Origin of the sequence: Enterobacter sp. AN-K1, from assembly GCF_020971765.1 — a bacterium.
GTDB classification, from domain to species: domain Bacteria; phylum Pseudomonadota; class Gammaproteobacteria; order Enterobacterales; family Enterobacteriaceae; genus Enterobacter; species Enterobacter hormaechei_C.
Map to the genome: position 1 here is coordinate 4,204,168 of NZ_CP087390.1, position 13,317 is coordinate 4,217,484.

Annotated in this window: 14 protein-coding genes; 8 read left to right on the top strand and 6 right to left on the bottom strand. The window is 54.3% G+C overall.

Annotation, left to right across the window (positions count from 1 at the left end; genetic code table 11):
• Positions 1-20: 20 nt before the first annotated feature.
• On the bottom strand, positions 21-1,646 hold the full coding sequence (gene eptA / locus LOC22_RS20000) for a phosphoethanolamine transferase EptA (RefSeq protein WP_230239155.1): 1,626 nt from the start codon (positions 1,644-1,646) through the stop codon (positions 21-23).
• Between the two features lie 147 nt (positions 1,647-1,793).
• Here eptA and LOC22_RS20005 point away from each other — a divergent pair, with 147 nt between their 5' ends.
• The 3 genes from LOC22_RS20005 to sodC all read left to right on the top strand — a co-directional run bounded on the left by LOC22_RS20005 (position 1,794) and on the right by sodC (position 3,578).
• Positions 1,794-2,033 (top strand): DUF1289 domain-containing protein, encoded by a 240-nt coding sequence (locus LOC22_RS20005; RefSeq protein ID WP_032619785.1) that lies wholly within the window; start codon positions 1,794-1,796, stop codon positions 2,031-2,033.
• 48 nt (positions 2,034-2,081) lie between these two features.
• Complete coding sequence (locus tag LOC22_RS20010) at positions 2,082-2,978, top strand: aldo/keto reductase (RefSeq protein ID WP_045142537.1); 897 nt, start codon at positions 2,082-2,084, stop codon at positions 2,976-2,978.
• 81 nt (positions 2,979-3,059) lie between these two features.
• Positions 3,060-3,578, top strand: a complete 519-nt coding sequence (sodC, locus tag LOC22_RS20015) for a superoxide dismutase [Cu-Zn] SodC (RefSeq protein WP_023303563.1) — start codon at positions 3,060-3,062, stop codon at positions 3,576-3,578.
• Here sodC and LOC22_RS20020 read toward each other — a convergent pair.
• The 3 genes from LOC22_RS20020 to LOC22_RS20030 are packed head-to-tail and all read right to left on the bottom strand — an operon-like array spanning position 3,557 to position 6,689.
• Positions 3,557-5,590: an FUSC family protein gene (locus tag LOC22_RS20020; protein ID WP_026080711.1), complete on the bottom strand. Its 2,034-nt coding sequence runs from the start codon at positions 5,588-5,590 to the stop codon at positions 3,557-3,559. The genes sodC and LOC22_RS20020 overlap by 22 nt on opposite strands.
• Complete coding sequence (locus LOC22_RS20025; RefSeq protein ID WP_026094311.1) at positions 5,590-6,450, bottom strand: HlyD family secretion protein; 861 nt, start codon at positions 6,448-6,450, stop codon at positions 5,590-5,592. Before LOC22_RS20025 ends, LOC22_RS20020 begins: the two co-directional genes overlap by 1 nt.
• A 2-nt stretch (positions 6,451-6,452) precedes the next feature.
• On the bottom strand, positions 6,453-6,689 hold the full coding sequence (locus LOC22_RS20030) for a DUF1656 domain-containing protein (RefSeq protein WP_003857607.1): 237 nt from the start codon (positions 6,687-6,689) through the stop codon (positions 6,453-6,455).
• Positions 6,690-6,876: 187 nt separating this feature from the next.
• Here LOC22_RS20030 and slyA point away from each other — a divergent pair, with 187 nt between their 5' ends.
• Positions 6,877-7,317, top strand: a complete 441-nt coding sequence (slyA, locus tag LOC22_RS20035) for a transcriptional regulator SlyA (RefSeq protein WP_006808997.1) — start codon at positions 6,877-6,879, stop codon at positions 7,315-7,317.
• Between the two features lie 35 nt (positions 7,318-7,352).
• Here the strand turns inward: slyA and LOC22_RS20040 are convergent, their stop codons facing one another.
• Both LOC22_RS20040 and slyB read right to left on the bottom strand, forming a co-directional pair.
• Positions 7,353-8,717, bottom strand: a complete 1,365-nt coding sequence (locus LOC22_RS20040; RefSeq protein WP_017384595.1) for a GGDEF domain-containing protein — start codon at positions 8,715-8,717, stop codon at positions 7,353-7,355.
• 192 nt (positions 8,718-8,909) lie between these two features.
• Positions 8,910-9,377: an outer membrane lipoprotein SlyB gene (gene slyB / locus LOC22_RS20045; protein ID WP_003857604.1), complete on the bottom strand. Its 468-nt coding sequence runs from the start codon at positions 9,375-9,377 to the stop codon at positions 8,910-8,912.
• Positions 9,378-9,632: 255 nt separating this feature from the next.
• Between slyB and anmK the strand changes: the two genes are divergently transcribed.
• The 4 genes from anmK (at position 9,633) to tyrS (ending at position 13,288) form a co-directional block, all read left to right on the top strand.
• Positions 9,633-10,757, top strand: coding sequence for an anhydro-N-acetylmuramic acid kinase (gene anmK / locus LOC22_RS20050; RefSeq protein WP_015570673.1), 1,125 nt, complete (start codon positions 9,633-9,635; stop codon positions 10,755-10,757).
• Between the two features lie 93 nt (positions 10,758-10,850).
• Entirely contained in the window at positions 10,851-11,174 is a 324-nt protein-coding gene (mliC, locus tag LOC22_RS20055) for a C-type lysozyme inhibitor (RefSeq protein WP_015570672.1), read from the top strand.
• Positions 11,175-11,231: 57 nt separating this feature from the next.
• Positions 11,232-11,888 carry a pyridoxamine 5'-phosphate oxidase gene (gene pdxH, locus LOC22_RS20060; protein ID WP_003857601.1) on the top strand — a complete coding sequence of 219 codons (657 nt, stop codon included), beginning with the start codon at positions 11,232-11,234 and terminating at the stop codon, positions 11,886-11,888.
• A 125-nt stretch (positions 11,889-12,013) separates the two neighbouring features.
• Entirely contained in the window at positions 12,014-13,288 is a 1,275-nt protein-coding gene (gene tyrS / locus LOC22_RS20065) for a tyrosine--tRNA ligase (protein WP_017384594.1), read from the top strand.
• Positions 13,289-13,317: the final 29 nt, after the last annotated feature.

The following is a 13,317-nucleotide window of genomic DNA, read 5'->3' on the forward strand; positions in this document are numbered from 1 at the left end:
TCGGTCTAATGCAAGCCCGCTTAGCGACGACATTGCGACAGAATATCCAGCTGCGGTTGATAAACCGCTGATTTCACGTCCATCATGCCCAGAACGGTGGCGAATAAATTGTCCTGTGAAACCGCCTCTTTTGCGGCATGGTCACGCAGGCAATCCGTGTTTACGCCGAAGTTTTTCGCATAATCCGGGGAGAGCCAGAACATAAACGGAATATGCGTTTGCTGCTCCGGGGCCAGCATATACGGCGTACCGTGCAGGTAAATTCCGCTTTCACCCAGCGATTCACCGTGATCGGAGAGGTAAATGAGCGCCGTGTTCATGTTGGCCTGCCGGGCTTTTAGCGCGTCGATGGTTCGGCTGACCACGCTGTCGGTATACAAAATCGAGTTGTCATAGGTATTGATCAGCGACTGATGATCGCAATCCTGAATTTCATTGGTATCGCAGGTTGGGGTGAACTTGCGAAAGCTGTCCGGATAACGGTTGTAGTAGGCCGGACCGTGGCTGCCCATCAGATGAATAACCAGAACCGTATCCTGCTTTATTCCATCCAGTACGTTGTCCAGACGGTAGAGGTTGACGTCGTCGATACAGGATTTGTCCTTACAGAACTGATCCAGTTTCCACTGGGTCATGTCCGTGTGCAGCACGCGGTCGCAGGCGCCTTTACACCCGCCGTCGTTGTCGCGCCACAGCAGGTTGAAACCGGCATGGTTAAGTACATCGAGCAGACCTTCCTGGTGATGGGCGAGGTCCGCGTCATATTTTTTCCGCGTCATGCCGGAGAACATGCAGGGGACGGAAACGGCGGTTTCCGTGCCACAGGAGGAGGCCTGGGGGAAGTTGATGACATCCTGCTTTTTCAGCTCGGGGTTGGTTTCACGCGGGTAACCATTTAACGAGTAGTTTGCGGCGCGGGAGGCTTCGCCCACCACCACAATCAGCACGGTTTTCTTGCGTTGGCTGGAAATCAGCGCGCCTTTATGAGCATCCTCGCCAATGCGGACCAGCGTCTGGTCGCCGGCAAACCAGCGCATTTTGCTGTATTTCACCACGGCGCTCACGTAATTCGCCGGGGTGACCATTTTGACGATGCTTTTGTTATTGCGGAACAGCGAAGCATAGTCTTTATAAAACACCGCCGCGACCAGGATGATCACCAGCAACGCGCCCAGCATAGCGGCGACACGCGTCAGGAGGGCATACCACCATTTTCCGGTGCGAATGCGCGTCAGGGCTAAAATAATCGATGGAACCAGACCCGCAACGACCAGCCACAGGATCATCTGCGGCGTCACCAGGGCAGTCGCTTCCTGGGAATTAGTTTCGAACACGTTCACAATCATGTTCTGATCGATAACCGTGCCATAGGTATACATAAACCAGGTTGCGGCGGCGCATCCCAGGGTCAGGACAATCATGAGCGGCTTGCGAATAAAGGGAATATTCAGCAGGCTGAAGACAATCACCCAGCCGCAGAACAGCACCAGCGGCACGCTGGCAGCAAACAGGAGATCGTGCAGATGCGCAGGCGCAATGATTGACCAGCTGCGCTGGATAAACAGTGCATTCAGTACGGTGAAGAAAAGTGCACAGCCCAGAGTAAATTTTATATCGTTACAGTGTAACTTTTTAGTGAACCACATGATGACCAGACCATTCGTTATTTCAATGCGGCGAGTATAAGAAGGGAAGATTAGCGAAACCTTAATGCTCTGTTTGTGGCGGACATCCTTGCACGCAAGCCATTTAGGGTCTTCACTGTAGGGAATAATGACGTTCTGGAGGTAGGTGTGGCAGAGCAACTGGAGTTTTTCCCTGTCCAGAGCCCGTGCCGGGGTATTTGCCAGGTAGATGAACGAGGATACTGTCGTGGCTGCATGCGCACGCGCGATGAACGTTTTAACTGGCAAAATTTCAGCGACGCGCAAAAGCAGGAGGTCTTACGGCTCTGTCGACAGCGTCTGCTGCGTAAAATTCGTGCAAACAAAGCGGTTGAAAGCGTAGAACCTCAGCAACCTTCACTGTTTTAGCAGGGTAATTGCGTATACTGGTGACATGACTTCCTTGAGGAAAATGTTATGGTTCAGCGTATTACCCTTGCCCCGCAGGGCCCGGAATTCTCCCGATTTGTTATGGGCTACTGGCGCCTTATGGACTGGAATATGTCTCCGGTCCAGCTGGCGGACTTTATAGAAGAGCATCTCGATCTCGGGATCACCACCGTCGATCACGCTGATATTTATGGCGGCTATCAGTGCGAGGCTGCCTTTGGCGAAGCGCTGAAGCGTGCGCCGGCGCTGCGTGAACGTATGGAGATTGTGACCAAATGCGGTATTGCCACCACAGCAAAACCGGAGCATGCGCTTGGGCATTACATCACTGACAGCGCGCATATCGTTAAAAGCGCCGAGCAGTCACTGATTAACCTGGCCACCGATCGTATCGACCTGCTGCTGATCCACCGACCCGATCCGTTGATGGATGCGGATGAGGTCGCGGAAGCCTTCCTGACGCTTCACCAGAGCGGCAAAGTGCGCCATTTTGGCGTGTCTAACTTCACCCCGGCACAGTTTGCGCTATTGCAGTCTCGCCTGCCGTTTACGCTGGCGACGAATCAGGTGGAGATCTCGCCTGTTCATCAGCCGCTGCTGCTGGATGGCACGCTCGACCAAATGCAACAGCTGCGCATCCGTCCAATGGCATGGTCCTGTCTGGGAGGCGGCCGCCTGTTTAACGATGAGGCATTCCAGCCGCTGCGTAACGAGCTTGAAACGGTGGCGCGCGAACTGAATGCGGAGAGTATCGAGCAGGTGGTTTACGCCTGGATCCTGCGCCTGCCGTCTAAACCGCTGCCAATTATTGGCTCCGGCAAAATTGAGCGCGTCCGCGCTGCGCTTGTGGCTGAGGAGCTGGATATGACGCGTCAGCAGTGGTTCCGCATCCGCAAGGCGGCGCTGGGCTACGACGTACCCTGAGCACGCCTGAACCTGACTTTCCGGTGAAATCTGCGCCGCTGGTATAGACTTAAGGTGCAAAAAATAACCCGTGGAGGTCTTATGAAGCGTTTTGCTCTGGCAATGGTCACGCTGGTTGTTTGTGCAGGTGCGCAGGCAGCCAGCGAGGACGTTGAAATGAATCTCGTCACTTCTCAGGGGGTAGGCCAGTCCATCGGGACGGTGAAAATCACCGAAACCGATAAAGGGCTGGAATTTGCTCCCGATCTCAAGGCTCTTCCACCCGGCGAACATGGTTTTCACGTTCATGCCAAAGGCAGCTGTCAACCCGCAATGAAAGAGGGGAAACCAACAGCTGCGGAAGCCGCAGGGGGGCATCTCGACCCGCACAACTCCGGTAAGCATGAAGGCCCGGAAGGGATGGGGCACCTCGGCGATCTGCCGGTGCTGGTGGTAAATAACGATGGTAAAGCCACCGATCCGGTTGTGGCGCCACGACTCAAAAAGCTTGACGAGGTCAAAGGCAAGGCGCTGATGGTCCACGTGGGCGGCGATAACATGTCCGATCAGCCTAAACCGCTTGGCGGCGGCGGGGCGCGCTATGCCTGCGGGGTGATCTGATCGCCAATCGTTCCGGGTGGCGGCGCCTGTTCAAGCTGTGACAGGGAGCAGTGCAGCCGCCAGATAATGGACGCCAGATCGCGGGCCGCAGGCTGATGATGGTGCGCCAGCGCGTCGCAAATACGCTGAAGCTCGGCGAGCGTGACGCTCAGGGGGCGCTGCTGCACCCCGCGCTCGCTCATCACATCTCGGAGCATGGAAATACAGTTATCACGGACCTGCGACAGCGGATCGGAACGCGTCTCCCAGGCGCGCAGCTGCCACACCACGTGCGAACAGTTTAACAGCACCACGCCCCAGCGCAGCAGCCAGCGACGGGAGAGTGAATCCTGGCTGTTGTTCAGCTGGCTGACATGATGGTAAACCAGCGATTCATACTCGCTTTCGCGCAGATGCGGCCTGCGGCTCAGCTGATCGACAAAACCCCTGCGCAACTCCCGAATATGCCTGCGGCTTTTACGCGCGTCCGAGCCCGGGCGTAGCACAGCGAAAGCCAGCCACGCCAGCCCCACGCCGAGGATCTTCGCCAGGTTGTCGTTGAGAAAATCAGCGTAATCGTAAACCGGTGGATTCGTTACAGAGATAAATGAGCCCATAAAAACAATCAACTGACCCCACAGACCGGCCAGTTTAGGCATTTGCAGTTTGAGCAACTGCATGGTGGTTAATAGCGGGAAGAGAAACAGCAGAAATTGCCAGAGGTCGGTTATCTGCACCATCAAACCAAATTTCACCACGAAGCTGAATAGCGACAGCAGTACCAGCGTACGCAGCAGAAGCGTCAGGGAATTAAAGGGGGAAGCGGCGACGGAATAGAGCACGCAGCTGATTGCAGCAAGCGTCAGGGCCGCACTGCCCGCATCCCATTGGGTGGTGATGGCCCATGCGCCCACGGCCGTTAACGCGCAAAACGTACGAAAACCGCTCCACAGCGCCTCCATTGCGTCGGTATGGCGCGCCAGAGCAGGACTACCGGGAACGGAAAATTCGGTGACGGGCGTGGCATTCTCGACGGCTTTTAACCAGCGGCTGCTGCGCAGATACAGGCGGCAGAAATAGTTCAGACGCTGCCAGAAGGCACGGTGCCTGTAGTCATATTCATCCGTTGGGGCGAGCGGCGCGATAATGCGGGCCACGGTATAGATATCGGCATCCGGACGCGCAAGAGCGGCGAGCAGCGCCTCGATAATCTCCCGGGTATGGGCTGGCGGTGCAGGCCAGTTCAGCAACATCCGGCGAAGGCTCGAGATCGCGCTCGTCATCCGCAATTGCTGGTGCAGTAAATAGTTCAGAAGCGTGTTCTGGCGACGAAAACGGTAGTGGCTCCAGAAAGCCTGGATGCGCAACAGGTTCATGGTCAGGATCTGGCCGATGACCTTTTCGTGCGCGAGGCGGATGTCATCGCTGCTGTCAGGCTGCCAGAGCAGGCTGGCATGTTCCAGCAAACGTGCGTGCATCGTTTTAAGGGCGGTGATAAGCGTAGTGCCATCTGAGGTACTGGGCAGGATCATCATCATGACGCCCCCGCACAGAATGCCGACCATCACTTCACACACGCGTGCCTGGGCGATATCCCACAGCTCGGTGGTGTCCAGCACGTTGACGACCGGAAAGGCGATAATGGCCGCGGTGTAACCCGCCAGTTGAAACGCATAGGCAACGTTATTGGTAAAATGGGCGCAGGCCCAGGTACACAGCCCCAGCCATGCCGACATGCTTAACAGAAAGAGCCAGGGATCGTTCAGGGTATGGCCGGCAAGAAGCAGTGCGGCGGTTGCCCCCAGCAGGCTACCCGCCACGCGCCCGAGGCTTTTACTGATAACGCCCCCGACGGTAGGGAAGCTGACGACCGCCGCAGAGGTCATCGCCCAGTAAGGCTCATCCAGATTCAGATAATAGGCAACCGTAAGCGCAAGGCACATGGCGATGCCGTTGCGCAGCGCATAACGCCACTGCGGCCGTGTCGCTTTTATCCACGGCGTATTGCGCCAGGAGAAAGCCCCCAGGTTCATCATCGCGATCCGATGGCGACGGTGCAGGTTGTGCCAGAGACCAGGGTAATGTCTTTCGGCAGTTGATCAAACTCGACGCGAACAGGCACCCGCTGAGCCAGGCGCACCCACGGGACGTTGGGTTTGATGTCAGGCACCAGGCCAGAATCGGTTTCCACGCTCTGATCGTATATTGCCCGACCTATGCTGCTAACGTGACCCTGTAACGTTTCTGCGCCGCTGTAAAGCGTGATCCGGGCAGGCGCTCCCTCGCGGATATGGCGCAGCTTGGTCTCTTCAAAATAACCTACAACATAGAAAGAGTGGCTATCGACCAGGGCGAAGACCGGCTGGCCTGTGGTGGCGTAATCACCCACACGGGTAGACAGGCTCGTGATCCATCCATCCACCGGGGCTTTGACCATGGTCTGGGTCAGTTGCCACTCGGCCTGTTTCAGCGTTGCCTCTGCAACCTTCAGGCTGGCCTGCATGGCTTTTACATTGATATTGGCGGTATCGAGATCCTCCGCAGAGATGTAATTTCTCGACAGATGGCGGCGGCGTTCGGCTTCGTTATTGGCTTTTGCCAGATCTGATTGAGCTTTTGCGAGCTGCGCCTGGGCATTAAGCACCGCAATGTGGAAAGGGGTCTCATCGATGCGAAATAACACATCGCCCGCATGAACGTACTGGTTGTCCTTCACCAGCAGCGCGCTGATACTGCCGGACACCTGTGGCGTGATGCTGACCTGTTCCGCGCGGATCTTGCCGTCACGCGTCCAGGGCGACTGCATGTAATAATTCCAGAGCCACCAGCCGGCCATCACCGCCAGCGCTAAAACGAAAAGAGTGGAAAAATATTTTAACGTTTTCAATGCTATTCTCACCACACGGTTAACACGGCAAGGCCAAGACAGACGGAGAGGGTAAACAGGGAGAGATCCATTAACATCGGGTGCCAGATTTCACCAGAATACATCCAGTCGCGCAGCAGACGATGCGCAATGAGCCAGATTACAAAACCGACCATTACGGCTTTAAACAGTGGCGGAAAGTAGACCGATGCGCCAACAATCAAATCCTGGAGGGGCAACCCTGCGGAGAAGGAAAACAACGTCACAAGCAGCGATCCTTTGCGGTGGAATGAGGGCCACATTGGCAGATTTCAATGCGATGGCGCATTACCATTCAGTGTAAATCATCCTTTAAGGAATGATGAATACCGTGATTGCATTTGTTTTGGCAATACAAATACTGCAAACTATTCTAAAATCACTATAATCACTTAGCAAGCTAATTATAAGGAGATGAAATTGGAATCGCCATTAGGTTCTGATCTGGCAAGGTTGGTACGCATCTGGCGTGCTCTGATTGACCATCGCCTGAAACCTCTGGAACTTACGCAGACGCACTGGGTTACGCTGCATAACATTCATCAGCTCCCGCCCGATCAGTCACAGATCCAACTGGCAAAAGCGATTGGTATTGAGCAGCCTTCTCTGGTGCGTACCCTTGACCAGCTGGAAGAGAAGGGACTCATCTCCCGACAAACCTGCGCCAGCGATCGTCGCGCCAAGCGGATTAAATTGACGGAAAAAGCGGCCCCGATTATTACTGAGATGGAGACCGTCATCAGTAAAACGCGAGGGGAGATCCTGGCCGGTATTTCCCCCGCTGAGCTGGAGATGCTGATCGGACTCATCGCCCGTCTTGAACAAAACATCCACGATTTACAGTCGCGCGACTGACGTTATTCACAGGCCTTGCTGGTGCAAGGCCTTTGTCATGTTCTGAACACCACCACCCGGTTGCGGCCCGTCTCTTTTGCCTCGTACATGGCTTTATCCGCGCTTTCCACACAGGTTTCAGCGCTGGTCTCCGGCGAGGTGGCGGTGAATACCCCCATACTGATAGTTATCGGTTCCGGGAGATAACCGCCGCTGCTAACGTTGTCGAAACCGCTCAATTTGAGACGTATGCGTTCGGCAACCTGTTGCGCAAGATCGGAAGGGGTATTTGTCAGCATGAGCACAAATTCTTCGCCGCCGATCCGCGCTGCGATATCCTGCGGTCGCACTGAATCGGTCAACAGGTTTGAGACAAACTGTAAAACCTTATCCCCCTGCAAATGGCCGTAGCAGTCGTTAATGCGTTTGAAACGGTCAAGATCGCTCACGATCACCGATACCGGGTGCGCCAGGGTTGCTGTACTCAGCGCGTGGTTTAATGAATCATAGAAATAGCTACGATTATACAGACGGGTGAGGGGATCGCGGATCGAGTTTTGATAAGACTGCTGATATTTTACATGCGAGTCACGATACAAATTAAATACATCGGAAAGTAAGATGAAGATAATGATTAATGTAGCGACAGTTTCGAATAACCGTGCCCGGTACCATGAAATATCTTCAGCGTGTCCGCCTAACAATAGCATGAGCAGGGTGACGATATAACAGACGCATAAAAAATTGCCGCCGACCCAAAACAAATTCCTCACGCGGGTAATGGCCATCAGGGTGATTAACGTTACTACCCACAGGACGATCAAAATGATATTAATCGCCTGGCTCCAGAGAACCATAAACTGTCGGGTTTCATTGTCTACCAGGTCCAGTGTGAGCAGGGTTGAATGGCTGGAATAGAACAATGCCAGCCCAAGCATACTGCCCGTAAAGAGCGAGGCGCCGACAACGATACCGATGTGGGTGCTTCGTGAGAGAGCGGACGTACGCAGGGTATACAGCAATGCCGAGATGATTATCAGCACCGCCATTAAAAAGTGGCGGAACATATAGAAAATCATGGCGTCATTATAGTTCGCCACGTTGAACTGATAGAGATCAAGCCAGGCCGGGAAGCTGGACAGAGTCCCCACCATCAATAACGCTGAGCCGGCAAAGGCCAGGGCAATGGGAACAAGATATAATCGCCTTCTGTCGCACCAGTATTTCATTGCCATAAAACAGGCAATAAACAGATGAAACACCAGAAGAAATATCGTCAGCGTAGGGAAAAACAAAGGTGAAAACGAAGGAACCCATTCAACAAGTTTTATAAAAAAAGCTTGTAATACGGCAATGATAACAATGCATCCAAGCGCGAAGGCCACAAAGCGGTTCTTTACAAATCGACAGATCGCAAGCATAGAGAATTTAAAAATTAAAAAAGAAAAGAGATTGCGAAGAGTCTAAGTGAGGGAAATAAAAAATACTTTGCGCACGGACAAGAACAGATGAAATGAATAATTCACCGTGTGAATGTATTGTGCAAATATATTGTTGGAAACGATGATTTTGTTAAATGGATGCGGTCTGAACAGACCACATCCATCAGGATATTAGCGCGGGGAGACGGTAACCTGGCTGCCGTTGCTTGCCAGTACAACACGCTGGCCAGCAGAGAAGCGGGTGTTACCCTGTTTCTGCACAACCATAATGGTGCTGCCATCGTCTTTACGGATTTCCAGCTCAACGCCCTGAGTTTTGTTCATCGCGCCCTGAACGCCCTGACCCGCTACGCCGCCTGCAACTGCGCCCGCTGCGGTAGCCAGAGAACGTCCGGTGCCGCCGCCAATGGTATTACCCAGGAAACCACCCAGCACAGCACCACCGATTGCGCCCACCACGTTCGTGTCATCGCCACCCTGAATCTGAACAGGACGGGCATTAACGATAGTACCGTATGTCACGTTCTGTACCTGTTTAGCTTCAGAAGCACTATATACGTCGCCGGAGAGTGAACTGTCATTCACACAACCCGCCAGTGTTAAACCAATCAGCGAAACGCCCAGTACACGTAAAATCATTTGACTCTCCTGTTCACCAAAAAACGCCCGGTTGGGGCATCCGTTATGGCTAAATTATATGGCATTCCTGACCACAGTTCATATCTTTGCATGCCGAATAGATAAATTTTACTTCAGCAGGGCTTAACGGGACATAAACAAAAACCGTCTGTGCTACAGGTCTGAGATTGTTAAAAAATATTATCACCGCATAGCAAAGCCGCGTTATTTATGATGGAGTGTTTGCACTTAGCCCATGTAACGTAAGGAAAGCGCATGAAATCGGGTCGCTATATCGGTGTGATGTCTGGTACCAGTCTTGACGGTGTGGATGTCGTTCTGGCCGCCATTGATGAAAACATGGTGGCGCAGCAGGCAAGCCTGACCTGGCCTATTCCTGTCTCGTTAAAAGAAGAGATCCTGAACATCTGCCAGGGACAACAGCTGACGCTTTCCCAACTGGGCCAACTGGATGTGCGTCTGGGGGCGCTGTTTGCTGAGGCGGTACTGGCCCTGATGCAGCAGGAAAGACTCCACCCGCAGGATATCGTGGCAATAGGTTGCCATGGGCAGACCGTCTGGCATGAACCTGTCGGCGAGGCGCCGCACACGATGCAAATTGGCGATAACAACCAGATTGTGGCAAAAACCGGCGTGACGGTGGTGGGTGATTTCCGTCGTCGCGATATGGCCCTCGGCGGGCAGGGGGCGCCGCTGGTTCCGGCATTTCATCAGGCGCTGCTGGCGCACCCGGTAGAGCGCAGGATGGTCCTGAACATCGGCGGGATCGCCAACCTGTCGATGCTTATTCCCGGGCAGCCCGTGCGGGGGTACGATACCGGACCCGGTAATATGCTGATGGATGCCTGGATCTGGCGTCAGAGCGGCAAAGCCTACGACAAAGACGCGCAGTGGGCCAGCCAGGGGAAAGTGATCCTTCCCTTGCTGCAAACCCTGTTAAGCGATCCTTTCTTTGCTCTGCCCGCGCCGAAAAGCACGGGGCGGGAATATTTCAACTACGGCTGGCTTGAACGTCAGCTGGCGCGCTTCCCCGGCCTTGCGCCTCAGGATGTGCAGGCTACGCTGACGGAGCTCACCGCGGTATCGATTTCTGAACAGGTGTTGCTGAGCGGCGGATGTGAGCGCTTGCTGGTATGCGGAGGCGGAAGCCGCAACCCGCTGGTGATGGCACGCCTCGCCGCCTTGCTGCCAGGCACCGAAGTCACGACCACTGATGAAGCCGGGATCAGCGGAGACGATATGGAAGCGCTGGCCTTCGCCTGGCTTGCCTGGCGTACGGTTGCCGGTCTGCCGGGGAATTTACCCTCCGTAACCGGTGCGCGGGAGGCGAGCGTCCTTGGGGCCATTTTCCCCGCAAACCCGCGCCATAATCAGAGTTAACTGAAATTCAGCGGGAGGCGTAACCCGTAAAATAGGGAAAAACAGGAGGGCGGTTAGGCCCTCCAGGACCAGGATAGTCTTCGGAATCTGCCCATGAAAAAACTTCTTCTCATTGCTGTACCTTTTCTTATGACCGGATGCAGCGTCTATAACCAGTTCGTTGAGCGTATGCAAACCGATACGCTGGAATATCGTTGTGATGAAAAACCGCTGACGGTGAAGCTGAACAACCCGCATCAGGAAGCCAGCTTTGTTTATGACAATAAGTTGTTAACGCTGAAGCAGGGAATGTCGGCCTCCGGTGCGCGCTACTCAGACGGGATCTACGTCTTCTGGTCGAAAGGCGACAGCGCCACCGTCTACAAGCGTGACCGCATTGTGCTGAACAATTGTCAGCTTGAAAATCCGAAGCGTTGAGATTTTTGAAGGGGGCGCGCACAATAGCGCCACCCAATCTCACTTTCAGCTAACGCCATGTCAGATAACGACGAACTACAGCAAATTGCGCATCTGCGCCGTGAATACACCAAAGGCGGTCTGCGCCGCCAGGATCTTCCCGCCGAACCGCTGGTGCTTTTTGAACGCTGGCTGAAGCAGGCCTGCGAAGCGAAACTGGCTGACCCGACGGCAATGGTCGTTGCCACGGTTGATGAAAATGGTCAGCCGTATCAACGCATCGTTCTTCTCAAGCATTATGACGAGAAAGGGCTGGTGTTCTACACCAATCTTGGCAGTCGTAAAGCGCATCACCTTGAAAATAATCCGCGTATTAGCCTGCTCTTCCCGTGGCATATGCTGGAGCGCCAGGTGATGGTCACCGGCAAGGCGGAGCGCCTCTCTACGCTCGAAGTGGTAAAATATTTCCACAGTCGCCCGCGCGACAGTCAGATCGGCGCCTGGGTCTCTAAACAGTCCAGCCGAATCTCAGCCCGCGGTGTGCTGGAAAGTAAATTCCTCGAACTCAAACAGAAGTTTCAGCAGGGTGAAGTACCGCTGCCGAGTTTCTGGGGCGGGTTCCGCATCCCCATTGAGCAGATGGAATTCTGGCAGGGCGGTGAACACCGCCTGCACGACCGCTTTTTATACCAGCGCGACAACGGTGGCTGGAAAATCGACAGACTGGCCCCGTAATCCCCAAAATTTGTTGATTTAAGCGCTAGCGCACACCGCGCTGGCGCTTTATTCTATGGTCCTTTCGCATCAGGCGAAAAGTCGTGTACCGGCAAAGGTGCAGTCGTTTATACATGGAGAATTTGATGGCAAGCAGTAACTTGATTAAACAATTGCAAGAGCGGGGCCTCGTGGCCCAGGTGACTGACGAGGAAGCGTTAGCAGAGCGACTGGCGCAAGGCCCGATCGCGCTCTATTGCGGCTTCGATCCCACCGCTGACAGCTTGCATTTGGGGCATCTTGTTCCATTGTTATGCCTGAAACGCTTCCAGATGGCCGGCCATAAGCCTGTCGCACTGGTTGGCGGCGCGACCGGTCTGATTGGCGACCCAAGTTTCAAAGCCGCTGAGCGTAAGCTGAACACCGAAGACACCGTGCAGGAGTGGGTGGATAAGATCCGTAAACAGGTTGCACCGTTCCTGGATTTCGACTGCGGTGACAACTCTGCGATTGCGGCGAACAACTACGACTGGTTTGGTGGCATGAACGTGCTGACGTTCCTGCGTGACATCGGCAAACACTTCTCTGTTAACCAGATGATTAACAAAGAAGCAGTAAAGCAGCGTCTTAACCGTGACGATCAGGGTATCTCTTTCACGGAGTTCTCCTATAACCTGTTGCAGGGGTATGACTTCGCCTGCCTGAACAAACTGCACGGCGTCTCTCTGCAAATTGGCGGTTCCGACCAGTGGGGTAACATCACCTCCGGTATCGATCTGACCCGTCGCCTCCACCAGAATCAGGTGTTTGGTCTGACCGTGCCGTTGATCACCAAAGCCGACGGTACCAAGTTCGGTAAGACCGAAGGCGGCGCGGTATGGCTGGATCCGAAGAAAACCAGCCCGTACAAGTTCTACCAGTTCTGGATCAACACGGCGGATGCCGACGTTTATCGCTTCCTGAAGTTCTTCACCTTTATGGATATCGAAGAAATCAATGCGCTGGAAGAAGAAGACAAGAACAGCGGTAAAGCACCACGCGCCCAGTACGTGCTGGCGGACGAAGTGACTAAACTGGTTCACGGCGAAGAAGGTCTGGCGGCGGCGAAGCGCATTACGGCTAGCCTGTTCAACGGAACCCTGAGCGATTTAAGCGAAGCGGATTTCGAACAGCTGGCGCAGGATGGCGTGCCGATGGTTGAGATGGAAAAAGGCGCCGATCTGATGCAGGCGCTGGTGGACTCCGAGCTCCAGCCGTCTCGCGGTCAGGCGCGTAAAACCATCGCCTCTAACGCGATCACCATTAATGGCGAAAAACAGGCCGATCCGGAATACACCTTTACCGAGAACGACCGTCTCTATGGTCGCTACACGCTGCTGCGTCGCGGTAAGAAAAATTACTGCCTGGTCTGCTGGAAGTAATTAAAAGTATGCAGGGGCGTGGGAAACCA